The organism is Micromonospora coerulea, from assembly GCF_016598485.1.
Classification (GTDB): Bacteria; Actinomycetota; Actinomycetes; order Mycobacteriales; family Micromonosporaceae; genus Micromonospora; species Micromonospora coerulea.
This window is the reverse complement of record NZ_JAEMUW010000008.1, coordinates 20,020-44,046: the sequence shown is the minus strand read 5'-3', so window position 1 is coordinate 44,046 and position 24,027 is coordinate 20,020. Positions and strand designations below refer to the sequence as shown.

The 24,027-nt window shown below is 73.4% G+C and carries 23 protein-coding genes, 2 tRNA genes and 1 other RNA gene; 12 read left to right on the top strand and 14 right to left on the bottom strand.

The annotated features are described in order from the left end of the window. Positions 1 to 6 precede the first annotated feature (6 nt). The 3 genes from I8N68_RS12795 to ffs form a co-directional block, all read right to left on the bottom strand. On the bottom strand, positions 7 to 315 hold the full coding sequence (locus I8N68_RS12795; RefSeq protein ID WP_234039590.1) for a YbaB/EbfC family nucleoid-associated protein: 309 nt from the start codon (positions 313 to 315) through the stop codon (positions 7 to 9). A 109-nt stretch (positions 316 to 424) separates the two neighbouring features. After that, a complete protein-coding gene (locus tag I8N68_RS12790; protein WP_200210149.1) occupies positions 425 to 3,268 on the bottom strand; it encodes a DNA polymerase III subunit gamma and tau in 2,844 nt (947 codons plus the stop codon). Between the two features lie 107 nt (positions 3,269 to 3,375). Further along, positions 3,376 to 3,465: signal recognition particle sRNA small type (ffs, locus tag I8N68_RS12785), an RNA gene on the bottom strand. 81 nt (positions 3,466 to 3,546) lie between these two features. On the opposite strand from ffs, the gene I8N68_RS12780 reads away from it, so the two are divergent. Then, positions 3,547 to 3,631: transfer RNA gene (locus tag I8N68_RS12780), tRNA-Ser, on the top strand. A 396-nt stretch (positions 3,632 to 4,027) separates the two neighbouring features. On the opposite strand, the gene I8N68_RS12775 is transcribed toward I8N68_RS12780, so the two are convergent. Then, complete coding sequence (locus I8N68_RS12775) at positions 4,028 to 5,101, bottom strand: cation diffusion facilitator family transporter (protein WP_200210148.1); 1,074 nt, start codon at positions 5,099 to 5,101, stop codon at positions 4,028 to 4,030. Between the two features lie 66 nt (positions 5,102 to 5,167). On the opposite strand from I8N68_RS12775, the gene I8N68_RS12770 reads away from it, so the two are divergent. The 4 genes from I8N68_RS12770 (at position 5,168) to I8N68_RS12755 (ending at position 9,124) form a co-directional block, all read left to right on the top strand. Continuing rightward, entirely contained in the window at positions 5,168 to 5,527 is a 360-nt protein-coding gene (locus I8N68_RS12770; protein WP_200210147.1) for an ArsR/SmtB family transcription factor, read from the top strand. Positions 5,528 to 5,717: 190 nt separating this feature from the next. Continuing rightward, on the top strand, positions 5,718 to 6,332 hold the full coding sequence (locus tag I8N68_RS12765; RefSeq protein ID WP_200210146.1) for a hypothetical protein: 615 nt from the start codon (positions 5,718 to 5,720) through the stop codon (positions 6,330 to 6,332). A gap of 32 nt (positions 6,333 to 6,364) precedes the next feature. Next, positions 6,365 to 6,850, top strand: a complete 486-nt coding sequence (locus tag I8N68_RS12760; protein WP_200210321.1) for a hypothetical protein — start codon at positions 6,365 to 6,367, stop codon at positions 6,848 to 6,850. Between the two features lie 81 nt (positions 6,851 to 6,931). After that, positions 6,932 to 9,124 carry an NACHT domain-containing protein gene (locus I8N68_RS12755; RefSeq protein WP_200210145.1) on the top strand — a complete coding sequence of 731 codons (2,193 nt, stop codon included), beginning with the start codon at positions 6,932 to 6,934 and terminating at the stop codon, positions 9,122 to 9,124. 36 nt (positions 9,125 to 9,160) lie between these two features. Here I8N68_RS12755 and I8N68_RS12750 read toward each other — a convergent pair whose 3' ends face one another. Continuing rightward, positions 9,161 to 10,051 (bottom strand): hypothetical protein, encoded by an 891-nt coding sequence (locus I8N68_RS12750; protein WP_200210144.1) that lies wholly within the window; start codon positions 10,049 to 10,051, stop codon positions 9,161 to 9,163. A gap of 119 nt (positions 10,052 to 10,170) precedes the next feature. Here I8N68_RS12750 and I8N68_RS12745 point away from each other — a divergent pair, with 119 nt between their 5' ends. Then, positions 10,171 to 11,490: an MFS transporter gene (locus I8N68_RS12745; protein WP_200210143.1), complete on the top strand. Its 1,320-nt coding sequence runs from the start codon at positions 10,171 to 10,173 to the stop codon at positions 11,488 to 11,490. Between the two features lie 249 nt (positions 11,491 to 11,739). On the opposite strand, the gene I8N68_RS12740 is transcribed toward I8N68_RS12745, so the two are convergent. After that, entirely contained in the window at positions 11,740 to 12,147 is a 408-nt protein-coding gene (locus I8N68_RS12740; protein ID WP_200210142.1) for a DUF805 domain-containing protein, read from the bottom strand. A gap of 329 nt (positions 12,148 to 12,476) precedes the next feature. After that, positions 12,477 to 12,563, bottom strand: a tRNA-Ser gene (locus I8N68_RS12735). Positions 12,564 to 12,638: 75 nt separating this feature from the next. Here I8N68_RS12735 and deoD point away from each other — a divergent pair. The 3 genes from deoD to I8N68_RS12720 all read left to right on the top strand — a co-directional run bounded on the left by deoD (position 12,639) and on the right by I8N68_RS12720 (position 14,558). After that, entirely contained in the window at positions 12,639 to 13,346 is a 708-nt protein-coding gene (gene deoD, locus I8N68_RS12730) for a purine-nucleoside phosphorylase (protein WP_200210141.1), read from the top strand. Between the two features lie 109 nt (positions 13,347 to 13,455). Further along, complete coding sequence (locus I8N68_RS12725; protein WP_200210140.1) at positions 13,456 to 14,094, top strand: TetR/AcrR family transcriptional regulator; 639 nt, start codon at positions 13,456 to 13,458, stop codon at positions 14,092 to 14,094. Next, positions 14,091 to 14,558 (top strand): acyl-CoA thioesterase, encoded by a 468-nt coding sequence (locus I8N68_RS12720; protein WP_200210139.1) that lies wholly within the window; start codon positions 14,091 to 14,093, stop codon positions 14,556 to 14,558. Before I8N68_RS12725 ends, I8N68_RS12720 begins: the two co-directional genes overlap by 4 nt. 26 nt (positions 14,559 to 14,584) lie before the next feature. Here the strand turns inward: I8N68_RS12720 and I8N68_RS12715 are convergent, their stop codons facing one another. The 4 genes from I8N68_RS12715 to I8N68_RS12700 all read right to left on the bottom strand — a co-directional run bounded on the left by I8N68_RS12715 (position 14,585) and on the right by I8N68_RS12700 (position 16,516). Further along, positions 14,585 to 15,244 carry a nucleoside deaminase gene (locus I8N68_RS12715; protein WP_200210138.1) on the bottom strand — a complete coding sequence of 220 codons (660 nt, stop codon included), beginning with the start codon at positions 15,242 to 15,244 and terminating at the stop codon, positions 14,585 to 14,587. Beyond that, positions 15,234 to 15,764: a tRNA adenosine deaminase-associated protein gene (locus I8N68_RS12710; RefSeq protein WP_200210137.1), complete on the bottom strand. Its 531-nt coding sequence runs from the start codon at positions 15,762 to 15,764 to the stop codon at positions 15,234 to 15,236. Before I8N68_RS12710 ends, I8N68_RS12715 begins: the two co-directional genes overlap by 11 nt. 119 nt (positions 15,765 to 15,883) lie before the next feature. Then, positions 15,884 to 16,051: a hypothetical protein gene (locus I8N68_RS12705; protein WP_200210136.1), complete on the bottom strand. Its 168-nt coding sequence runs from the start codon at positions 16,049 to 16,051 to the stop codon at positions 15,884 to 15,886. 72 nt (positions 16,052 to 16,123) lie between these two features. Then, a complete protein-coding gene (locus I8N68_RS12700) occupies positions 16,124 to 16,516 on the bottom strand; it encodes a hypothetical protein (protein ID WP_200210135.1) in 393 nt (130 codons plus the stop codon). A gap of 126 nt (positions 16,517 to 16,642) precedes the next feature. Here I8N68_RS12700 and I8N68_RS12695 point away from each other — a divergent pair, with 126 nt between their 5' ends. Together I8N68_RS12695 and I8N68_RS12690 are read left to right on the top strand one after the other, a co-directional pair. Then, a complete protein-coding gene (locus I8N68_RS12695) occupies positions 16,643 to 17,404 on the top strand; it encodes a M23 family metallopeptidase (RefSeq protein WP_200210134.1) in 762 nt (253 codons plus the stop codon). 69 nt (positions 17,405 to 17,473) lie between these two features. Further along, entirely contained in the window at positions 17,474 to 18,544 is a 1,071-nt protein-coding gene (locus tag I8N68_RS12690) for a PHP domain-containing protein (protein ID WP_200210133.1), read from the top strand. Positions 18,545 to 18,597: 53 nt separating this feature from the next. On the opposite strand, the gene I8N68_RS12685 is transcribed toward I8N68_RS12690, so the two are convergent. After that, the gene (locus I8N68_RS12685; RefSeq protein ID WP_200210132.1) at positions 18,598 to 19,581 is read right to left on the bottom strand and encodes a DMT family transporter; all 984 of its coding nucleotides are present in this window, start codon (positions 19,579 to 19,581) and stop codon (positions 18,598 to 18,600) included. A 144-nt stretch (positions 19,582 to 19,725) separates the two neighbouring features. On the opposite strand from I8N68_RS12685, the gene I8N68_RS12680 reads away from it, so the two are divergent. Then, positions 19,726 to 21,396, top strand: a complete 1,671-nt coding sequence (locus I8N68_RS12680; protein WP_200210131.1) for a DUF885 domain-containing protein — start codon at positions 19,726 to 19,728, stop codon at positions 21,394 to 21,396. A gap of 57 nt (positions 21,397 to 21,453) precedes the next feature. Here I8N68_RS12680 and I8N68_RS12675 read toward each other — a convergent pair whose 3' ends face one another. Together I8N68_RS12675 and I8N68_RS12670 are read right to left on the bottom strand one after the other, a co-directional pair. Continuing rightward, the gene (locus tag I8N68_RS12675) at positions 21,454 to 23,010 is read right to left on the bottom strand and encodes a DUF6114 domain-containing protein (protein WP_200210130.1); all 1,557 of its coding nucleotides are present in this window, start codon (positions 23,008 to 23,010) and stop codon (positions 21,454 to 21,456) included. A gap of 79 nt (positions 23,011 to 23,089) precedes the next feature. Continuing rightward, entirely contained in the window at positions 23,090 to 23,695 is a 606-nt protein-coding gene (locus I8N68_RS12670; protein WP_200210129.1) for a DUF6230 family protein, read from the bottom strand. Between the last annotated feature and the right edge of the window lie 332 nt (positions 23,696 to 24,027).

The window sequence follows — 24,027 nt, the reverse complement described above, 5'->3', positions numbered from 1 at the left end:
GCCGGCTCAGAACCCGGGCAGGCCGAGGCCGCCCATGCCGCCCGTAACCGGGCCCATCTTCTGCTCGGTCAGCTCGCGGGCCGCCTCGGCGGCGTTGTGCACGGCCGCGACGACCAGGTCCTCCAGGGTCTCCACGTCCTCCGGGTCGACCGCCTTCGGGTCAATCTTGATCGACTTCAGCTCACCGGTGCCGGCGACGGTCGCGGTGACCAGGCCACCGCCCGCGGTGCCGGTCAGCTCGGCGTCGGCCAGCTCGGCCTGAGCCTTGGCGATCTGCTGCTGCATCTTCTGCGCCTGCTTCAGCATCTGCTGCATGTTCGGCTGTCCACCTGGGCGCACTGATGGCTCCTTCTCGCACTCGTCTGCTCGGCCGCCGCCCAGCCTAGCCGGGCGGCGGCGCACGTTCTCGGCGGCCGACGCGCGCTCAGCGCGCGTCCACCTCGTCGATCTTCTCGGCCCCGAACGCCTCCCGAAGCAGCTGCACCGCCTGCTCCTCGCTGGACTGCCGAGCGGTCCGCTCGTCGATCACCTCGTCGAGCGGCTCGTCACCCGGGTCGAAGCCCTCGTACGCCGGGGCCGCCGGAGCCGCCACGGCCGGGCGTGCACCGCCGCGGATCGGCCCGTCGTAGTCCGGGTCGTACGGCGGCTCACCGGCCCAGTCCGCGTCCGCGGTCTTCCGGGCCGGCTGCGCGGGCCGCGCCCCCTTGGTGGCACCCGTCCCGGCCGCCGCCGCGGCCGCCCGGGCCGCCGCGATCGCGCTGCTCACCGGGGCCCGGCTCGCCGCCGGCCCGGCCTGGGGAGCGGCCGGCTTCGGTACGACCGGCGCGGCGGTCGTCGCCGCCGGCGCGACGGGGGTGCCCGTCGTCGGTGCGGCTGCCGCGCCACCCGGGCGGGCCGGCTCCGGCCAGTCCACTGCGCCACCGGCGGCTGACGGACCACCGGGTCGGGCGGGCTCCGGCCAGTCCGTATCCCCGCCCGCGCCACCACCGGGACGGGCCGGCTCGGGCCAGTCCTCCTCGACGGTGACTGTCGGAGCACCCGCGGGCGGGCCACTCGACGGCGCGCTCGACGGACCGGGCCCGCCGGGGGTGGCACCGCGCCCGGACTCCGCCGAGGATGCGGGGCCAGGAGCTGCTGACGGCCGGCCACCGGGACCGACGCCATCGGCGGACCCGGATCCGACCGGACCACCGGAGGCCGGCCCGGACCCCGCCGAACCACCGGAAGCTGACCCGGGCCCGGCCGGGCCACCGGAAGTGGACCCGGACCCGACCGGACCACCGGAAGCGCTGGCGGATGCCGATCCGGTCGGGGCGTCGGCGACGGGACCGGACGCGGCGCCGCCGGACGCGGGGCCGCCGGGAGCGGCGCCGGTCGGGGCGCCGGAGGCGGTAGCGGGCCCGGTCGGGCCGCCGGGCGACGCGGGTGGTGGGGTGGCCGGGCGGGCCGGGGCGGTGGAGCGCGGCCCGCCGCCGAGCGACACCCCGCCCCGCTCGCCGGCCACCTCGCAGCGGATCTGCCAGCGGCCGCCGAGTTCCTCGTAGAGCGCGTCGGTGAGCACCGGGGCGTGATCGGACATCATCTTCGCCAGCACCGTCGACTTCACGGTCAGCACCAGCGTGTCGCCGTCCAACTCCCGGACGACCGCGTCGCGCATCAGCGCGGCGATCCGCTTGTTGCTCCGGTTGACCTTGCCGACCACCTCCGGCCAGACCCGGCGTACCGCCACCGCGTCGAGCGCGCCGGACGTGCCGGCACCGGGGCGGGGCGGTTCGGGCGTGGCCGGGTCGGGCAGCACCGCCGCCGGGGGCACCGGGCGGCGAACGGACGTCGGGTCATCGGCGGGGCCCGCCGGGGCGGAGCCGCCCGGGGACGCCTCGGCCAGGTCCGCAACCGGCGTGACCCGGGTCGGACGGGAGCCGGTGGCCGCGGCGGCGGCGCGGGCGGCGGCCACCCCGGACGGGGCGGCGGCAGCCGCCGGCGTGCCGGCGGTCTCCGGGTGGGGCGCGGCGGCAGCCGCGATCGGGGCGGGCGGCTCCTGGCGTACGCCAGCGGCGGGAGCGACCGGCGCGGACCCGGCGGCGGCCGGCGGCAGCTCGCCGCCACCGAGGGTGAGCCGGCGCTCCATCCGTTCCAGGCGCTGGAGCAGGCCGCCGGTGGAGTCGTCCGCGCCGGGCAGCAGCATCCGGGCGCAGATCAGCTCCAGCAGCAGGCGGGGCGCGGTGGTGCCGCGCATCTCCACCAGGCCGTCGTGCACGATGTCGGCGCAGCGGGACAGCGTGCCCGGCCCGAGTTGCGCGGCCTGGGCGGCCATCCGCTCGATCTGGTCGGCGGGGCCGTCGATCAGGCCCTTCGCGGCGGCGTCCGGCACCTGCTGGATCACGATGAGGTCGCGGAGCCGTTCGAGCAGATCTGAGGCGAACCGGCGCATGTCGTGCCCGGCCTCGGCGACCCGGTCGACGGTGGCGTACGCGGCCGCGCCGTCACCGGCGGCCAGCGCGTCGCACATCTCGTCGATCAGCGCGGAGTCGGTGACCCCGAGCAGCGCGACGGCCCGGGCGTAGCTGACCCCCTCCGGGCCGGCGCCGGCGATGAGCTGGTCGAGCACGGAGAGGCTGTCCCGCATGCTGCCGCCTCCGGCGCGCACCACCAGCGGAAAGACCGCCGGCTCGACGGTGACCCCCTCCGCCTCGCAGAGCTGCTCCAGATAGGGGCGGACCACCTTCGGCGGAAACAGCCGGAACGGGTAGTGGTGGGTCCGCGACCGGATCGTGCCGAGGACCTTCTCCGGCTCGGTGGTGGCGAAGATGAACTTGACGTACTCCGGGGGCTCCTCGACCAGCTTGAGCAGGGCGTTGAAGCCCTGGGTCGAGACCATGTGCGCCTCGTCGATGATGTAGATCTTGAAGCGGCTGTTGGCCGGCGCGAAGAAGGCACGCTCGCGCAGCTCGCGGGCGTCGTCGACACCGCCGTGGCTGGCCGCGTCGATCTCGATCACGTCGATCGAGCCGGCACCGTCGGTGGCCAGCGAGCGGCAGGAGTCACACTTGCCGCACGGCTCGGGGGTGGGGCCCTGCTCACAGTTGAGCGAGCGGGCCAGGATCCGGGCGCTGGAGGTCTTGCCGCAGCCACGCGGGCCGGAGAAGAGGTAGGCGTGGTTGAGCCGGCCGCTGCGCAACGCCTGTGACAGCGGCTCGGTGACCTGCTCCTGGCCGATCATCTCGGCGAAGGTACGCGGCCGGTACTTGCGGTAGAGCGCCAGCGTCACGCGTACCGCCTCCTCTCGACCGAGCCATTCTGCGCCGGTCAGGCGCGGGTGACCACCCACCACCCCGTGACCTGACCCGCAGGGACGTTACCCGGACCCGGAGACAGAAAGGCCTCCCGTGCACCCGGCAGAGCTCGCTTATCCTTGCTGCCTTCCGGCCCTGGGGAGGTTCACGAGGTACCGCCGCACGGGAGGTAGCCCAAGCGTACCCGACCCGGCGTGGATCTTCAGGGGGTGGTGGGGTGGCCTGGCCGTCGGGGACCTGTATCCTTGCTCGCGGAGGATTCGCCTAGAGGCCTAGGGCGCACGCTTGGAAAGCGTGTTGGGTTAACACCCTCACGAGTTCGAATCTCGTATCCTCCGCTCATCTGAGCAGGAAAACGACAGGGCCGGCCCCCACGGGGACCGGCCCTGACTCGTCTCTACGCTCGCTCTCGTCTCAGTTGTCGTCTCACCTGCCCTGTTCCGGGCGGTTCGGCGGCGGCTCGGCGATCTCCCCCGGCCGGCGCGGCGGGTCGCCCCGGAGCAGTCCGCCGAGGAGCACTGCCGGGCAGCTTCCGCTCGCACTTCCCGTCGCATCCGTGTCGCCATTTCGGCCGGAAAAGTGCCCCGCGCACGGTCAGCGCCCGGTTGTCCAGATCCACGTCTGACCATTTCAGGCCGAGCGCTTCACCCTGCCGTAGGCCGAGGGCGAGCGCTACCGCCCACCCGGCGCTGTTCCTCCGCGATGCCGACCAGCACCGCTGATGCTGATCGAGGTCAGCGCAGGCCCTGGCGGCGCTGGTGAGACAGGTCCGTGTGGTGGTGCCCGCCGGGGTGGCTGTGCGGGTCGGTGTGCACGGTGGCGCTGGTCAGTCTGGGTACGGCGTGGGTGAGCTGGTGTTCGGCGTCGGCGGCGATCTCATGGGCGGCGAGGAGGCTGAGGTCCGCGTCGACGACCAGCTCGGCTTCGGCGTGCAGCCGGTGGCCGATCCAGCGCAGCCGAACCGCGGCGACATCCCGCACGCCGTCGATATCCCGGAGCGTCATCTCGGCCTGATCGACGATGGCGGGGTCGACGGCGTCCATGAGGCGTCGGTACACCTCGCGGGCGGCGTCCTTGAGCACGAAGGTGATGGCGACGGCGATGACCAGGCCGACGGCGGGGTCGGCCCAGCGCCATCCGAGTGCGGCGCCGCCGGCGGCGGCGAGGACGGCGAGGGAGGTGTAGCCGTCGGTGCGGGCGTGCAGGCCGTCGGCGACCAGTGCGGCGGAGCCGATGCGCCGGCCGACGCGGATGCGGTAGCGGGCGACGAGTTCGTTGCCGGCGAAGCCGACGAGCCCGGCGGCGGCCACCCAGGGCAGGTGGGTCACCTCGGCCGGGTGCAGCAGCCGCGTGACGGCGGTCCAGGCGGCGGCGGCCGCGGAGGCGGCGATGACCGCGACGATGATGATGCCGGCGAGGTCTTCGGCTCGGCCGTAGCCGTAGGTGTAGGCGCGGGTAGCGGCCCGGCGGCCGAGCAGGAAGGCAATGCCGAGGGGTACGGCGGTCAGGGCGTCGGCGACGTTGTGCAGGGTGTCACCGAGCAGCGCGACCGACCCGGACAGCACGACGATGACCGCTTGGGCGACCGCCGTGATCCCGAGGCCGACCAGGGAAATCCACAGGGCCCGTAGCCCTTCCCGGGAGGACTCCAAGGCGGAATCGATCGACTCGCGGGAGTCGTGCGAGTGCGGCACGAGCATGTGACGCAGCCGGCGCCACCACAGAGCGAGGTGGCCGCCGCCGTGGTGGTGGTCGTGTCCGTGGGACTCGCCAGGCCCGTGGCCGTGTCCGTGCTCGTGGTCGCGCATCGGTTCTCCCTACCCCGTCCGGCACGGAAGATCCGGACCGCCTGCCACCGGCGATAATATGTGCCCATGTACGCACGCGACAACCTTGCAGAAGCCAATGACCTGCAACAACGCCTCCCCGCCGACAACAAGGTGGAGGCGGCGACGGAGATGTTGCGGATGTTGGGCGACGGCACCCGGCTGCGGCTGATGTGGCTGCTCGTCGAGGGCGAGCACGACGTGACCGCACTGGTGGCGGCCCTGGGGGTGGCGCGGCCGGCGGTGTCGCAGCACCTGGGCAAGCTGCGGTTGGCCGGGCTGGTGGCGGTACGGCGCGAGGGTCGCCGCGCCCTGTACACCGCCCGAGGCGGGCATGTCCGTCGGCTCGTGACCGAGGTTCTCCACGCGGCCTCGCACCGGGTGGCCGGCATCCCCGAGCACGACTGAACGCAGGTGGACCACTCGGCATGTCGGCCTGGTGACGACCGGAAATGCGGGGGCCGGCTGCGCCGGGGTCCGACCCCTTTCCGGGTACGGAGGGGATTGCGATGATCTGCGGTACGGCGGCCCGGGCAGGCAGCGGCGAATCCGTCGTACACATGTTCCATCCACAGCCTGTGGACGGCGAGAGGATCGGATGAGTTACCAGCTCAGCGCGGTCGTTGCCGACGTCGAGCTGCTCCGCGAGCAGACCGCCGGGCTGGACCACGCGGTGCTCGCCGCGCTCCGGCAGGACTTCGCGCTGCTCCCGGTCACCCCGCAGCTGGTCGAGGAGCTGACCGGCGCGCTGCCGAACTTCGCGACCGGGGAGCCGTCCGCGGCGCAGCCGTTCCACCTCGTCCTCTCGCCCGCGGTGGCGGAGCTGCTGGCCCGCTGGTCGCGGCGGGGGCCGGTGGCCTACCTGGAGGCGGAGTTCGCCGGCGGGCTGGGCCACCAGTCGTCGGTGGTGTGGCTGGGCGGCGAGGTGATCTGGGGGCCACACTTCGACGGCACGCTGGACCGGCCGCGCGCCGAGTGGCCGATCAACGCGGCGCTCGCCCGGCTCGGCGTCGAGCCGGGACCCTGGATCGACCCGTTCGCCGAGCTCGGCCTGCATCTCGAACGCGACACCGCCGGCTGGCTGGCCCACGGCCGGCGCGGGCTGACCGCGGACTACTGGGACGAGCTGGCCGAGGAGTGGGAAGACCGGCAATCCGGCCCGGAGCAGCAACCTGAACGCTCCGGTCCCGTTGGGGACTGGGGGATTCCATGAGACTGCGACAATTTGCTTTTATTGCCACGCTGATGGTGGCTGCCTCGATCGCCGGCAGCGGTCCGCGTCCACCCGGATCCGCGGCGCCGGCCGTCGCCGGCGAGGTGATGGACCTGCGCGGGCTGCGCGACGTCGAGTTCGGCGACAGCGAAGCGGAACTGACCGACCGCGGCATGCTCCGCACCGAGGTCGACGCGTGCGGCCCGACGCTCACCGGGCCCGGCGCGGTCAGTCCGATCTTCGTCGACGACCGCCTGGTGCTGCTCTGGGTCGACGACCAGGTCAGCACGCCCGAGGGGATCACGGTGGGCACGCCGGTCGACCAGGTCTGGGCGAGCTATCCGTCGGTCACCGAGCTGCGCGCTCCACAGGGGACGTACCGCTTCGACGGGCTGCTCGCCCGCACCGGGGACCGCGCCTACCTCTTCCTGCACGACGGACGGACGGTCCGCAAGACCGTCGCCGGGTACGCCGAGTGGGCGCGCCGCCTCTTCGACGAGGGCTACGGCCCCTGCTGACCGGGGTTGACGGCCGCGCCGCTGGACGGAGTGACCGATCACGGGTTGTGGATCGTCCCCAGGGGACGGTAGAGACGACGCATGCGTCGGGTAATCATGGTCGCCCTGTCGGTGATCGTCGTGGCTCTGCTGGGCGTGGCCACGAACGTCGCCACCGGGGCGCTGCCCGAGGGCTCGTCCCCGTACCTCTGGCTGGCCTGGCCGCTGCTCATCCTGCTGGTGGTGGTCCTGGTGGTCATCGAGGCGACCCGGGGCCGCGAACCGCGGCTGGCCGCCACCGCCAGCCCGGCGCGAGCCCGCCGCGTGCTGCTCGAACGCGTCCGCCGCTACTGGATCACCAGCGTCCTGGACCGGTCCCTGTACGAGGAGGCGCGCATCGAGCTCGGCATCGCTGCGACCGCCGACGACCGCCGGCACCCGTGGAGCCTGCGCGCCAGCGGCCGGGACGGCTTCACCGGCGCGCTCGACGACCGGGCGTCGGTGTCGGCGCTCTTCGACCGGCTGGACCGGGCGGTGGTGATCCTCGGCGCGCCGGGTGCCGGCAAGACGACGACACTGCTGGAACTCGCCCGGGACCTGCTCGCCGGGGCCGAGGCCGACCCGGAGGCGCCGGTGCCGGTAGTGGTCAACCTCAGCTCCTGGGCCACCGACCGCCGCCCGCTGGACCGCTGGCTGGTCGACCAGCTCACCGAGCGGTACGGCATCCCGAACGCGCAGGCGGCGGCCTGGGTGGACGGCGGAGAGATCCTCCCGCTGCTCGACGGCCTCGACGAGGTCGCCGAGGAGTACCGGGACGGCTGTGCGGCGGCGATCGCCGCGTTCCACGCCCGGCAGCCACTCACCCCGATCGCCGTCTGCTGCCGCCTTGCCGAGTACGACCGGCTGCACCGGCAGCTGCCGCTCTACGGCACAGTCACCATCCAGCCGCTGACCCGCGCGCAGATCGAGCGCTACCTCGATCGGCCCGGGCTGGCCGGGCTGCGCGCCGCGCTCGCCGCCGACCCGGAGCTGTGGCAGTTCGCCGACTCGCCGCTGCTGCTCAGCATCATGGCCCTGGCGTACGCCGACGGCCCCGACCCGGCGCGCGCCGGCGCCGAGAACCGGCGCGAACGCCTCTTCACCCGGTACGTCGACACCATGCTCCGCCACCGCCCGCACCCGCGCTACCGCCCGGATCGGACCGTCCGGTACCTGTCGGTGCTGGCGGGGCAGCTGCGCGAACGGCGGCAGACCATCTTCCTGCTGGACTCGGTCTCCGACGCGTGGATCCCGCGCGAGCCGGTCGCCGGGACGGATGCGTCCCCGCCGCGCTGGCTCGACAGCGACATCGCCGCCCGGCTGGTGACCTGCGCCGGCCTGACCCTCGCCCTGGCCGCCGCCGGGTACGCCCTGCTCGGCCCGCGCGGCGCGCTGGTCGGCGCGGTCGGCGGCCTGCTCACCGCCGCCGCGACGACCACCTACCGGTACGACGACCTGTTCACCATCGCCTACGCGCTGCGCCTCGGTGACCCGGCCGGACCGCGGACGCAGGGGCTGCGGGAGTACCGCACTCCGTGGATGCGGAAGTCGGTGGATGGTCTGCGGGACCTGGTCAACCCGCGGACCGGCATCGACTGGACGGCGTTGGTGGGCCTGGCACTCGCCGGGCTGACCGTCGGCCTCGCGTTCGGCCTGCCGGGTGGCGTACCGGCCGGCCTGCTCTTCGGGCTGAGCTTTCTGGTGGCGGCCCTGGTCGCGGTCGGCGTCAGCGCGGCGGTGATGTTCCAGCTGTTCGGCGTCCGACCGCCCGGCACCCGGCGGGAGCTGCCCACCGGGCTGCTGCTGCACCGGCTCGCCCTCGCCGGCCGGGCCGCGCTCGTCGTCGGCGCGCTCACCGGCGGCGCCGCCGCCCTCGTCGTCGCCGACCAGGCCACCCCCGCTGACGCCGCCCGGTACGGCCTGCTGGTCGGGCTCACCTGCGCGGCCATGCCGCTGCTCCTGGTCGCCGGAGCGCCGATCACCGAGCAGTGGCTGGTCCGGCGCCGGCTCGCCCGGCTCGACCTGCTGCCCCGCCCGCTGCTGCCGTTCCTCGGCTACGCGGTGCAGTGCCTCTTCCTGCGCGACGTCGGCGACGGCTACCTCTTCGTGCACCGGGAGCTGTTGGAGTTCTTCGCCGACCAGCGGCCCGAACCGGCCGCCGAACCGGCCGAGCGGGGGCAGCTCGCCGGGCCACGCACGTCGCCCGAGCCGGCGGCGCCGGAGCTGCCCGCCGGTCCGCGCGCCGACTCGGCGTAGGCCCGCCGCTCGCGCCGGCCAGGCCCAGGCCCCGGGCTAGCGTGGTTCGGTCAGGTCGCTGTCGCGGGACGCGTGCAGGGCGCCGATCGCGAGCAGTGCCGGCCCGGCGAAGGCCAGTGCCGCCCGGACCGCCTCGGACACGTCCGCCCAGCCGCCTGCCGCCACGGCTGTGCCGATCTGGAGGAAGGCGTCCCGGCTGTGGTCGGCGGCCGTCCGCCACGACGACCAGCCCGCCGTGATGTGCGCGAGGTCGACGGCCGCCGTCACGGCGACCAGCAGCGCCCCGAGGGGCACGAGCGCGCGCCGGTCCGCGCGCCCGGCGGACAGCGCCAGCACCCCCGCCGCGACCAGGGTCGCCAGCAGCGCGGGCCAACCGGCACCGAGCGCGCCGGAGAGCGGCGCGTCGTCGACCGAGTCCCAGACGTGCACGGCGACCACGACCAGCAGCAGCGCGGCGACGATCCGGGCGAGCAGCGTGCGCTTCGGTCGGTGCCGTGCGGGCAGGGCGCGCACCGCGACCGCGAGACAGAGCACCCCGAGCAGAAGTCCCACTCCGGCGATCCGCTCCCGGTCGATCAGCTGACGCCAGTGGTCGAGGATCCCGGGCGGGAGCGGCCGCATGCTCAGCCCCGGCCCGCCGCCGTCGAGGGGCGCGTAGAACGGCTCCATCCAGCCATTCCGCATCGGCTGCTCGGCGAGCCACCCTAGTTGCACGGCCATGACCAGGGCGAACAATCCGACCGCGGTGGCCAGCGCGGACCGTACGCGGGGTGCCGCCCGGCCGGCCAGCAGCACGTACCCGAGGAATGCGGCCGAGGCGACGAGGCCGGACTGGAGGGCGGCCCGCGACTCGGAGACCAGCGTGGCCAGGACCGAGAACGCGGCCGCCGCGGCGGACACCAGCAGCAGGACAAGCGGAGGGCGCACGATCGGCGATCGTGCCACAGCCGGGACCACCACGAGGGGCGCCCGGAAGCGGCGGGAACCCGTCGCCGGCCGCCGCCGAGAGCGCAACTCTGTCCGGGGGAGGCACTACGCTCGCCTTTGTGAGCCCACGCGTCGGTCCGGTGCGTCGTCCCTTGTGGCGGGACCGAGACTTCGGCACGTACTGGATCGCCCAGTCGCTCTCCGCCGTCGGCGACTCGTTCGCCTACCTCGCGATGCCGCTGCTCGTGCTCCAGGCCACCGGGTCGGTCGCGCGGATGGGTCTGCTCACCGCCGTGGCCGGCGTCGCGTCCGTCGGCGCGGGGGTCTTCGGCGGCGTCCTGGTCGACCGGTACGACCGGCGCCGCCTGATGATCACCGCTGACCTGGCCCGGCTGGTGCTCTACAGCCTCGTACCCCTGGCCTGGCTCGCCGGCCCACAGGTCTGGTTGATCTTCATCGTGCTGCCGATCTGCGAAGCGGCCGGGATGGTGTTCCAGGTCGCCGCGGTGACCGCGGTACGCAACCTGGTCGACCGGGACCAGATCACCGAGGCCAACGGGCGGTTGCAGGCGACGTACGCGGCGGCGGCCGTGGGCGGGCCGCTGCTCGCCGGCGTGGTGTCCGCCCGATTCGGCCCGACCGCGGCCATCGCCATCAACGCGGCCAGCTTCGCGCTGTCCGCCGCCGGCCTCTGGCTCGTCCGACTCCGGCAACCGGTCCGAAGCGGCGGCGGTCCGGTCGGAGACGGCGGGGCGGTCGCCGCTGGTGGGGCCATCGGTGCGGCGGGGCGGGAGAGGCCGCTGGCCGAGTTCCTGGCCGGGGCGCGCTTCCTCTGGCGGCAGCCGGCGCTCCGCTCGCTGACCGTCCTGCTCTCCGTCTTCATCTTCCTGACGTTCGGCTTCACCGACGTGCTCATCTACCACGTGAAGCACGATCTCGGCGGCTCCGACCGTACGGTCGGCACCGTGCTCGGGCTGGCGGCGCTGGGTACCATCGCCGGCGCGCTGCTGGCGGCGCCGCTTCGGCGTCGGCGCGGCTTCGGCGTCACCTGGGTCGGCGCGATCTCGCTGTGTGGCCTCGCCATCCTCGGCATCGGCGTCGCGGGGACCGTGCCCGCGGTCACGGCGTTGACCGCGGTGTACCTGTGTGGGGTCAGCGTCGGCGGGATCTGCTCCATGTCACTGCGCCAGGAGATCACCCCGGATCACCTGCTGGGGCGGGTGACGTCCGCCTTCTGGAGCACGCACTACTCGCTGGGGCCGGCCGGCGCCGCGGTGCTGACCTGGGCCACCGGCCGGTACGGCGTCACCCCGGTCGCCCTCGTCGCCGGGGTCGGGTGCCTCCTGATCGCGATCGCCGGGCTGTGCACGCCGATCCGCGGAGCCGGGTCGGTGGCGGCCGTCCACGAGCGGGAGCTTCAGCTGGCGACCGAATCGTGACGGTCACTTCGGGAAGCAGCCGCTGGATCACGGCGCAGCACAACGGGGTCGCTGGCGGCCTCAGCCCATTCGAGGCCACAAGCAGAACGCCCGGCCGATCCGTGCGGATCGTCCGGGCGTGACCACAGTTGTTCGGGCTGGCCAAAGACCGCTGAGTGGCGCCGGCGGCGACGGTCGTGCGCTGTCAACCGCCGGCATGGGCTTCCTGGGCTGGCTTAGCTCTAGCAAGCAGCCACTCAATGGGCCCTGTCAGGCCATGCTGGGGGCGGCGGCGTGCGGAGCGTCCTTCGGGTCGGCACCGTACCGGTTACTTCCCCGAGTGCCGTCCTTCACGAAGAACACGAGCAGGACGATGCCCCCCACGAGAGGCACGAGTCCGATCAACAGCCACCAGCCCGAGCGGTCGGTGTCGTGAAGTCGCCGCACGGCAACGGCCAGGCCCGGCAGCAGCAGGGCCAAGCTGACGATGAGCCCGATGACGCCGGTCGAGCTCGGACCCGACCCGATGTCGGTCCCCAGCGCGCCGTCCAGAATTCCGGCGACGACGCTGAGGATCAGGGTGAAGAGGAAGAACCACCAGTACTCGGACCGGCGAGCTCGACCGCCAAAGCTGGCGTACTGGGAGAGGACGGATTTGATGGCATCAACGGGGGACATACATTCTCCAACGCAGTGAGAGATTGAGTGCGCAAGGTCAACTGCGACGCAGCCAAGCAGACGGCCGGCGGGCGGTCAATGGCCGTTCGGCTGCCCCCGCCCGGCTGGGGCCTGGGACTTGAACCCTGAACCCCTTCCTCGGGTACCAGCACCTCACCACTCAGGTGCGTCGGGACATCGCCCAGCGCGTTGGTGGACTGCTGTGGGACAGTCCGGCAGAGGACCCGAAAAGGGGCTCTTGAGCGCGAACTGAGACCAAAACTGAGACCACAAGCGAAAACGCCCGGCCGATCCTCACGGATCGACCGGGCGTTTTCGCACCTCACGAGCGGTGGCGGCGGGATTTGAACCCGCGGAGGGGTTGCCCCCTCACACGCTTTCGAGGCGTGCTCCTTAGGCCACTCGGACACGCCACCGCCGACGAGGGTACAGGAACCTGGGTTGGGACGCCGAACCGGTATCCCCGCTGCCGGCCTGGCAGGATCTTTGCCATGAGTACGCACATCGGCGCTGAGCCGGGAGAGATCGCCGAGCGGGTCCTGATGCCGGGTGACCCGCTGCGGGCCAAGTGGATCGCGGAGACCTACCTCGAGGGCGCCACCTGCTACTCGACGGTCCGCGGCATGCTGGGCTTCACCGGCCGCTGGAACGGCGTCGAGGTCTCCGTCCAGGGCTCCGGCATGGGCATGCCCTCCGCCTCCATCTACGCCCACGAGTTGATCAACGAGTACGGCGTGAAGACCCTGATCCGGGTCGGTTCCTGCGGCGCCCTCTCCGAGGACCTCCAGCTGCGGGACGTGGTCGCCGCGATCGGCTCGTCCACCGACTCGAACATGAACCGGATGCGCTTCGACGGGCTGATCGACTACGCCCCGGTGGCCGACTTCGGGCTGCTGCGTACCTCGGTCGAGGTGGCCGAGCGGCGCGGCATCAGGATGCACGTCGGGCCGATCCTGGCGGCGGACGCCTTCTACACCGACCGGCCGGACCTCTACGACACCCTCGCCGACTACGGCGTGCTGGCCGTGGAGATGGAGTCCGCGGCGCTCTACACGATCGCCGCGAGGTTCAAGGCCCGCGCGCTGACCATCCTCACGGTCAGCGATCACATCAAGACCGGCGAGAAGACCACCTCCGCCGAGCGCGAGCAGACCTTCAGCCAGATGGTCGAGGTCGCCCTCGACACCGCCATCGCCTGACCCTTCCGGAGCCCTGACCGCCCCGCCACCCCCGGTGGCGGGGCGGCGTGCGTTCCACGTCACAGAAATAGTACGACCGGTCGTGCTTATTTCTGGGTACGCTGCCGGCGTGACCCTGGACGGCCGCGTGGCACGCGGCGAACGCACCCGCACGGCGGCGCTGGACGCCGCGGTGGTTCTGGCCACGGAGGCCGGCCTGGACGGGCTGTCCCTCGCCCAGCTCGCCGACACCCTCGGCGTGAGCAAGTCCGGCCTCTTCGCACACTGGCGGTCCAAGGAGGCCCTCCAGCTCGCCACGGTGGACCGGGCCATGCAGCAGTGGCAGGAGCGGATCATCGGCCCGGCCCTGCGCGCCCAGGTGGGCGTACGGCGACTCTGGGCGCTGCACGACGCCCGGATCGACTTCTACGCCGCCCGGGTGCTCCCCGGGGGCTGCTTCTTCGCCAACACCGAGTTCGAGTACAACGCCCGACCCGGCCCCGTCCGGGACCGGCTGGCCGAGGCGCTCGGCCGCTGGACCGCGTTCCTCGAGCGCCTGGTCCAGGAGGCGGTCGAGCTCGGCGAACTCCCCCACGACGTGGACGTCCAGCAGTTGGCGTACGAGATCGACGCGCTCGGGGTCAACGCCGTGATGCGGTCCCGGTTGCTGGACCCGGACACCGCCTACCGGCACGCCCGCCAAGGCCTGCTGAACCGCCTCCGGGCACTGTGCCCGGATCCGACCCTGCTACCGGAAGGCCTGTCATGAGCCACGCCACCATCGACCAGCCCGCCGTCGAGTTCGGTCACGTCGAGCACGTCACGGTGCACTTCGACGACCTCGACGCCATGGGCATCCTGCACAACGCCCGGTACGCGGTGCTGCTGGAACGGGCCCTGACGCCGTACTGGGCCGATCGCGGCGTCTCCTTCCGCGGCGGGCAACACAGCTCCCCCGACGTCTTCCACGCGGTACGCGAGTTCACCATCACCTACCGGGCACCGATCACCGGCACCGGACCGGTGGCCGTGCGTTTCTGGCTCGAACACTTCGGCACCAGCAGCGCGCGGTACGCCTTCGAGTTCCGCTCCGTGGACGGCGCCACCCTCCACGCCACCGGCAGCCGGGCCATCGTCCGACTCGACCCGGCGACCCTGCGCCCCACCCCGTGGACCGAGGCGGCGCGGGCGGTCGGCGCGACCCTGCTGCGCCCGGCCGCGGTGCCCGCCTGACCGGCGGGCCGGCACCGCAGGACCGGTCAGCGGAAGAAGGCGCGGAGCACGGCGGCGTTCTCCGTCTCCAGCACCCCGCCGTACACCTCGGGGCGGTGGGTGGCCCGGCGGTCACGCAGCACGTCCCAGAGCGAGCCGACCGCCCCGGTCTTGGGCTCCCAGGCGCCGAAGACGACCGTGGAGATCCGGGCCAGCGCGATCGCGCCCGCGCACATGGTGCAGGGTTCCAGCGTCACCACCAGGGTGCAGCCGTCCAGCCGCCAGCGGCCCAGCCGCTCGGCGGCCCGGCGTAGCGCCAGCACCTCGGCGTGCGCGGTCGGGTCCCCGGTCAGCTCCCGCTCGTTGCGGCCGATGGCCAGCTCGGCGCCGTCCGGGCCGTAGACCACCGCGCCGACCGGGATGTCCGCGAGGGCCCCGGCGTCGGCGGGCTCCGCGTCGGTGCCGGCCGGGGCGCCGTCGTCCGGCCCGGTGACGGCGATCTCCAGCGCCCGGCGCATCCAGAGCTCGTGCCGCTGCCGGCGGCCCGCCTCACCCTCGTCGGCGAGTCCCTCGTGCGCGCCCGGGCCGACCCGGCCCACCGAGCCCGGGGTCGGCTGCCCCGGTCGGACGGTCTCCAGCGCCGGGTCGGTGGCGTCGGCCGGCTCCGCGCCGCCGGGCAGCACCGGCCCGGACGGCTCAGACCTCACGCAGTGCCTCGATCTCGTCCACGCAGCCGAGCACCTCGCAGATCTCTGCGGTGACGTCGGCGGGCAGCATCCCCTCGTGTCCGCAGAGGGCGAGCAGCTTCTGGGCGGGAATGCCCAGGTCGGCGAGGATGTCCGCGTCGCCGACCGGGTCGGCCTCCGGATCCACCGCGGGCTGCTCGGCGTCTTCGTCCCCGCCGGTGGCGGCCGGGCGCGGCTCGTCGCCGTCCTCCACGCCGGTGACGGAGGTCTTCAGGTCACCAACCAGCAGGGCACCCAACCGGGACTCCTCGGCGTACGCCGAGTCGGAGCCGAAGATCCGCAGGTCCTCCCCCTCGTCCAGGCGCAGGATCACCAGGTACGCGTCGTCGGCCTCGACGAAGAGCAGGGACAGGTCGGCGTCCGGCTCGACGTCGCGCAACCGGTCGGCTACCTCGTCGATGTCGGTGGCCCCTCGCAGGCTCACCTCGTCGGCGGACCAGCCGCCCTCGACGCGCACTGCGGCAGCAGCGAAGTACGACACGGTCCCCCCAATTTGGCCTCGGCAGCACGCCGACTCGTCACGCGTGCACGTTAACCGGTCGGGTCGGCAGGCGACCGGTCAACGCCCCGAAGGGCCGGTCATTCCGGGAGAAAGTCGGATCAGCCGGCGATGCGGCGGCGGGTGGCGATGAGCTCGCGCAGTCGTTCGGTACGGACCCGCTGCGGCCGTTGGCGCTGCCGTACCGAGCGGGCACCGGCCAACTCGGCGAGGAGCTGCAGGCGGCGGCGGCTCCGCTCGGGATCGAGCCGGGGGGTGGTCCAGGCCATACCGCCGAGGGTGAACCGTCACGGCGCGTACGTCAAGTGGCCTTCGCTGCGCAGCCGCGCCCTCACGCACGGTCACCAGAGCGGCCAGTTGCCGCTCTGCGCCCAGCGGACGGCGACCACGGCGGCGGCGATGCTCCAGCCGCCGGCGGTGACGATGGCGACCCCCGTCGCGACCCCCCGGTCGCCGAACCGCACCAGCACCGCGGCGGCCAGCCAGGCCAGTCCGCCGGCGATCAGCGTCCACCAGGCGTAGCTGGCCACGTCGCGGCCGAGCAGGCCGAAGAGGAGCAGCCAGACCGTCGCGGTGGCGCCGCCGGCGGCGACCCCGGCGCCGGTGACGGGGTACGGCTCACGCCAGCTGGGCCGGGTCGGCGGCCCGGACGGGAAGAGCCCCGACGGGGTACGCGCCGGCGGGGGGCCGACGCTGGGGCCCGGCTCGCCGGGTACGCCGTTCCATCCGGTCATCGCCCCTCCTCCCTTCACGGACCGTAGCTGCCACCCTCGGCGCACCCACGTCACGCAGTGCGACGGCCAGGGCGGGCGGCGGTCTCGGCGTTCGTCCCCACGGTAGTGGTCTGCCAGGATGACCGGATGCGCTCGCCATCGATCGGACGCCGCCCGCGTTTCGCGTGCCCGGTCCTGCTGCTGCTCGCGCCGACGCTCGTCGCCGGCTGCGCGGCCGGCGCCCGGCCCGCCGCGACGCCGTCGAACGTGTGGGACGGGCCGAGCGCGGTGGCCACCGCGGAGCAGTCCGGCGCGCCCGTCCCGACACCCGGGCGCCCGTCGGCCTCGCCGTCGCCCACGCCGACCCGCACCGACCTGCGGCACGTCTTCCCGGTCCGCGCCGGCAACGTCGCCTACCACCCGACGCACTCGGTGTACCCGGGGACGGACATCTTCGCCGACTGCGGTGAGCCGGTCGTCGCGGTCACCGACGGGCGGATCCTCGAGGTGAGCCGGGTTGACCGGTTCGACAAGCGGGGGCCGCTGGGGCCGTACAACGGCGGGCTGTCGGTCTCGCTGCTCGGCGACGACGGGGTGCGCTACTACGGCTCGCACCTGAGCGTCGTCGCGACCGGGGTCGACGCCGGGGTCCGGGTCCGCGCCGGCCAGCAGCTCGGCCGGGTGGGCCGCACCGGCAACGCGAACAACGTGTGCCACCTGCACTTCGGCATCTCGCCAGCGTGCCGTGGCCACGACGACTGGTGGATCCGGCGGGGCGTGATCTGGCCGGCCCGCTACCTGGACTCGTGGCGCAAACAGGGCAACCGCGCGCCGGCTGCCGAGGTGGTGGCGTGGCAGCGCAGGCACGGCTGCCCGAAGGCGCCGACGACGACCTCCGGCGCCGGCTGACGGATCCACTCGCGACACCCGTCGCCGGGCGTCCCGCGCCCACCCGCGCGGGCGCGTAGGTTGCAGGTCATGAGTGCCCGGGATCCCATCGCCGACCTGCGCCGGATCGCGTTCCTGCTGGAACGGGCCAACGAGGCCACCTATCGGGTGCGGGCGTTCCGCGCGGCGGCCAAGACGCTCGCCGCGCTGCCGGCGGAGGAGATCGCCGAGCGGGCCGGCGCCGGCACGCTCACCAAGCTGCCCGGGGTCGGCGACGTCACCGCCCGCTGCGTGGCCGAGTCGGTGGCTGGCGAGGAGCCGGTCTACCTGCGCCGGCTGGTGGCCACCGAGGGCACCGACCTGGACGCCGCGGCGGCGGCCCTGCGGGAGGCGCTGCGGGGCGACTGCCACACCCACTCGGACTGGTCGGACGGCGGATCACCGGTGGAGGAGATGGCGCTCGCGGCGGTCGAGCTGGGGCACGAGTACCTGGTGCTGACCGACCACTCGCCGCGGCTCACGGTGGCCCGGGGGCTCACCGCGGACCGGCTGCGCAAGCAGCTCGACCTGGTGGCGGCGGTGAACGAGGCGCTGCCCGCGGGCTTCCGCATCCTGACCGGGATCGAGGTGGACATCCTCGCCGACGGTTCGCTGGACCAGGAGGAGGAGCTGCTGGCCCGCCTCGACGTGGTGGTCGGCTCGGTGCACAGCGGGCTGAACGACGAGCGGGGCAAGATGACGCGCCGGATGCTGGCCGCCATCGCCAACCCGCACCTGGACATCCTCGGCCACTGCACCGGCCGGATGGTGTCGTCCCGGCCGGTGGGGGTGAAGGGGGCGGGCGACCGGGCGCACCGGCCGCGTACCCGGGCGGAGAGCGACTTCGACGCGGACGCGGTCTTCGCCGCCTGCGCCGAGCACGGCGTGGCGGTCGAGATCAACTCCCGGCCGGAGCGGCAGGACCCGCCGAAGCGGCTGATCCGCCGCGCCCTGGAGGCCGGCTGCCGGTTCGCCATCAACACCGACGCGCACGCCCCCGGCCAGCTGGACTGGCAGGGGTTCGGTTGCGAGCGCGCGGCCCTGTGCGGGGTCCCGGCGAACCGCGTGGTCAACACCTGGAAGGCCGACCGCCTGCTCAAGTGGACCCGCACCCGCCGCTGACCCGCCCACCCGCCGGGCTCCCGGCAGGTCGGCGACCTGACGGGGAGCGGGGCTCAGCGGTGCGCGGCGGGCTCGGCAGTCGGGACGGCTGACACGGTGGGACCGGCCGCGATCCCGGGCCGGCGGCGGCCGAGCAGGCCCTGCGCGATCGCCACCCCGAGCAGGACGATCAGCGCGCCGACCGGCTGGTGCCAGTTCAGCCGCTCGTCGAGCACCAGCGCGCCGACCAGCACCGCGAAGACCGGGATCAGGTAGGTCACCGTGGAGGCGGTGCTCGCCCCGGCCACCCGGATGTTGCGCATGTTGATCACGAACGCCAGCCCGGTGCCGAGCGCGCCGAGCGCGAGCACGCTGGCCACCACGTCACCGGAGAGCGAGGTCGGCACCGGCGGCGCCCCGGCCACCAGCGGCGCGACGACCGCGAGCTGGAGCGCGGCGACCAGCAACTGCCCGGCCGACAGCGACAGGCCCGAGTAGGAGCTGCCGGCGATGAACTTCTTCTGGTACGGGATGGCGACGCCGTAGCAGGCGGCCGCTCCGAGACACATCAGCTGGCCGGTGAAGTGCGCCCCGCCCACGCCCTCCCAGACGCCGAGCACCACCAGTACGCCGAGGAAGCCCAGCCCGAGCCCGACCGCGCGCCGGGTGGTGAGCCGCTCGGTGCGGAACACCAGCACCGCGAGCGGCAGCACGATCAGCGGCGTGGTGGCGTTCCAGATGCCGGCGAGCATGGACTCGATCCGCTGCTCGCCGAAGCCGAAGAGGGTGAACGGCACGGCCACGCCGAACGCGCCGACCACGAACAGGTGTGCCCACACCCGGGGCTCGCGGGGCAGCCGGTCGCGCAGCGCGGCGAGCACCACCAGCAGGGTCAGCGCCCCGGTGGCCACCCGGTAGAGGGTGAGGTGCAGCGGGTGCAGCTCCTCGATGCCGACCTTGATGAACAGGAAGCTCGAGCCCCAGATCGCGGCGAGCGCCAGGAAGCCCGGCAGCCAGCTGCGGAGGGCGACCCGGTCAGGAGTGGTAGCGGCGGTCACCCCTGACACTCTGCCGCAGGGGTACGACGAAGTCCCGCGCTTTTCGGACCTCGTGCGCAGCGCCACATCGACGGGCCGGATCCGGCACCCCGAACACGGCCCGCAGCGCGACACGGGGGCAGCCGGTTCACGTAGGGTCGCAGCGTGGGACGAATCGATGACCTCGCGAACCGGTACGTGACCGACTGGGCCCCGCTCAGCCCGACCGGTGCCACCTACGTCGGCATCGCCGGCTACGACGACCAACTCGACGACCTCTCCCCGGACGGGTACGCGGCCCGCGCCGAGCTGACCCGGCGCACCCTGGCCGACCTCGACGTGACCGAGCCGGACTCGGAGACGGAGCGGACCGCCAAGGAGGCGATGCAGGAGCGCCTCGGTCTGGAGCTCGCCCGGCACGAGGCCGGCGAGACGACCAGCGAGGTCAACGTGATCGCCAGCGGGCTGCACGAGATCCGCATGGTGTTCGACCTGATGCCGACCGAGGGTGCCGACGCCAAGGCGAACTTCGCCGCCCGGCTCAACCTTTTCGCCGGCGCGCTCGAGGGCTACAAGACGACCCTGCGCGAGGCCGCCGCCGCCGGCCGGGTCAGCTCCCGGGTGCAGCTGGTCGAGGTCGCCAAGCAGTGCGACGTCTGGACCGACCCGGAGGGCGACAACTTCTTCCATGGGCTGGTCGAGCGGCTCGGGGCGGACGGCACGCTCGGCGCCGAGCTGCGCAAGGGCGCGGCGGCGGCCACCGCGGCGACCGCCCAGTTCGGCGAGTTCCTCCGCAGCGAGCTGGCCCCGCAGGGCCGGGAGAAGCAGGCCGCCGGCCGGGAGCGGTACGAGCTGGCCTCGCAGTACTTCCTCGGCGCGAAGGTCGACCTGGACGAGACGTACGCCTGGGGTTTCGCGGAGCTGGCCCGGCTGGAGGGTGAGATGCGGGCGGTGGCCGCCCGGATCGCCGGCCCCGGCGCGACCGTCGACGAGGCGGTGGCGGCGCTGGACGCGGACCCGGCCCGGACCATCCAGGGCAAGGAGGCGTTCCGGGACTGGATGCAGGCGCTCGCCGACAAGGCGATCAGCGAGCTGCACGGCACCCACTTCGACATCCCGGAGCAGGTCCGCCGGATCGAGTGCTGCCTCGCCCCGACCAGCGACGGCGCCATCTACTACACCGGCCCGAGCGAGGACTTCTCCCGTCCAGGGCGGATGTGGTGGGCGGTGCCGCAGGGCATCACCGACTTCTCCACCTGGCGCGAGGTGACCACGGTCTACCACGAGGGCGTACCGGGTCACCACCTCCAGGTGGCGCAGACGGCGGTCCGGGCCGAGCTGCTGAACCGTTGGCAGCGGCTGCTCTGCTGGGTCTCCGGGCACGGCGAGGGCTGGGCGCTCTACTCCGAGCGGCTGATGGACGACCTGGGCTACCTGGAGGACCCGGGCGACAAGCTCGGCATGCTGGACGGGCAGGCGTTCCGCGCGGCCCGAGTGATCGTCGACATCGGCATGCACCTGGAGCTGGAGATCCCGAAGGACAACCCGTTCGGCTTCCACCCGGGTGAGCGCTGGACGCCGGAGCTGGGCTGGGAGTTCATGCGGGCGCACTGCCGGGTGCCGGACGAGAACCTGCGCTTCGAGCTGAACCGCTACCTGGGCTGGCCGGGGCAGGCCCCCTCGTACAAGGTGGGCGAGCGGATCTGGTTGCAGGCCCGGGAGGAGGCGAAGGCCCGCAAGGGTGCCGACTTCGACCTCAAGGAGTTCCACCGCCAGGCGCTCGACCTGGGCTCGCTGGGGCTCGACCCGCTGCGCCGGGCGCTGGCCCGGCTCTGACCGCGGAACCGGGGGCGGGCGGGTGCTCGCCCCCGGCCAGCGGTGGTGGGACGAAGGTCAGGAGAGGCTGAGCGCCAGCGAGGGTCGGGCGGTCAGCGTGTCGGAGTCGACAAAGGCCAGATCGATCACCGGGTTGGTGAAGGTGATCGGGATCGGCGAGGTGACCGGGATGCCGTCCGGGAACGGCAGGTCCGGCGTCAGGGTGATCTTGATGCCGAGCAGCCGACCGACGAAGCGGGTGGCGTAGAACGCCACGTCGCCCTGCACGGTCAGCCGGTCCGTCACGTACTGCTGGTTGCGGCCAGCCGGACCGTCCGCCACCAGCTTGAAGTCGTCGGTCACCGCCTTGGCCATGCTGAACTTCAGTGCCTTCAGCGTCCCGTCCGAGGTGGGCAGGTCGACGATCCCCTCGAACCGCAGCCCCGTCATGGTGACCTTCGAACCGGTCAGTTTCGACGGCTGCCGGGCCACCTTCGGCTGCCCCGGCTCGGGAGCGATCTTCGGCATCAGCTGGCCGGGCCGGGCCGTGCCGGGCTTGGCGGGCTTGGCGGGTTTCCCGGCGGGGCAGTCGCTTCCCGACCCGGTGGCCGTCGGCGTCGGCGCGGCGGTCGGCCCGGCCGCCGCGGCACTCGGGGTGGGGGTGGCGCTCGCAGCCGGGGTCGGGGTCGGGCTCGGCTCGGCCTGGCGCCCACCCGTGAGCAGGTCCCCGATGCCGTCCAGGATGTCGGTGAGGATGTTGCCGTCCGAGGTGCCCCCCGCCGACGGGCCCGGGCTGGCCGTCGGCACCGACGACGGGGCGGCGCGGCTGGCGGAGGGGGACGGGGTGCTGACCTTCCCCGGCAGCTTCGGGCAGGCGGTCGTGGCGGGCGACGGCGGGGCCGCCCTTACCGGCTGCGGCTGGGTGGCCACCAGCCCGGCGGCGGAGAGACCGAGCACCAGCAGCGCCACGGCGAAGTACCGGGGTTCGCGGAAGCCGCCGGGCGGCTCGGGCGGGCCGTCCGGACCGGTCGCCGGCGCCGCGTCGCGCGGGCGGCCGTCGCCCGCGTGCTCCCCCGAGGAGTACGCCGGCGTCGCCTCGTCGCGCTGCCGCGGTACGCCCCGGCTGTCGGCCGGCATCAACTCGTCGACCAGGCCCGGGGCGTCGGACCCGGTGGTGGCCGGCGCGTCCGGCGGGGTCCGGACGAACGGCCCGTCGGAGCCGTCGCTGTCCGCGGGGGCCGGCCGGGCGGTCGGCGTCCAGGCAAAACCGAGGGCGCTGCCGACCATGCCGAGCAGCAGGCCGAGGAAGAAGCCGCCGAGGTTGAGCCCCATCAGCGAGTAGATCGTGGTGACCGCCGCGACGATCGAGTAGAACAGCCGCTGAGCGGGGCTGAACCAGAGCAGCAGCCCGCAGGTGAGCAGGATGACCGGGATCAGCAGCGAGTACAGCCCGGTGGATCCGCTGTGAAAGCTCAGGCCGTTGAGCGTCATCCGGGTGGAGGCGAACATCTCCACCCCGGCCAGCGCGGTGAACAGGCCGCCCCAGAACGGCCGGCTCCGCCGCCAGCGGCGGAAGCCCTGCCACGCCCGGCCGACGCCACCGGCGCGGACGTGTTGCGGATCGGCGGTTGTCACGTACTCCTCCTGGCGGAGCGGGGAACGAGGGACAGGGAGGCGGCTCGCGGCGGGCGACCGCCGCGGGCCGCGGCTCAGCTCAGAAGCACTCCTTGCCCTTCGCGGCGTCCCCGACGTTGACCTTCAGCCGCAGCCCCGTCAGGTTAAAGGTAGCGGCGGTGGTGTAGCGGGAGACCTGCTCCAGGTCGCGGATGGTGACGTGCTGGGCGTCCTGACCGAACGACCCGGCCTGCGCCGACGCGTTCAGGTCGGTGGCGTCCCGGCCGATCCGGATGTTGGTGAACGTCGCGTTGCCGCCCAGGCTGTCCATCCCGATCAGCAGGTCCTTGGCGGTCGCTGGCTTGTCATCCCCGGCGTTGATGGTGAGGACCACCGGCAGGCCGGGCAGGTCTGCGCGGACCGACTGGCAGAGCTTGTACAGCTCGGCGCTGCTGATCTCGGAGAGCGCGACCGGGTGGACCTTGCCGTTCTTCTCCTTGACGATGCCGCCGTACTGCTTGAAGCCGTCGCCCTCCAGCCGTTCGGCCCCGATCTTGAAGGTCTGGCCGGAAACGGTGATGTCGGAGGCGATGGCGCCGCTCTGCATGCCGAACAGGATGGCGCCGACCGCGGCCGTCGCGGGCACCATCATCGCGGCGAAGCGCCGCCACCGGGTACGTCCCGGGTTGTCGATCTGATCCTGCACGGATTCCTCCTCGGCGGGGGCTGCTGCTCCTCGGGGTGCCGGTCGGCGGTGGCGGGCCCCGCGCCGGGCCGTGACACCTGTTACCGGCGGGTAACGAACGTGCGTCTGATGGTGCACCGGGTGAGGTGTGGGTCACAAGCCCCCGGCTACCGGTCGGTAATCAGCCGAGCGTGGGGAGGTCGGCTTGCTCACGATGCGTGCGGGACCACAGCGGCCAACGCTCGGGAGGAACCCACCGAATGGGGCGTACCGCGGGGTGCCCTGCTCACAATGAGTACTCATCCATCGACACATTACGATTTCACAACGGACGCTCAGCGTGACGGAACAGA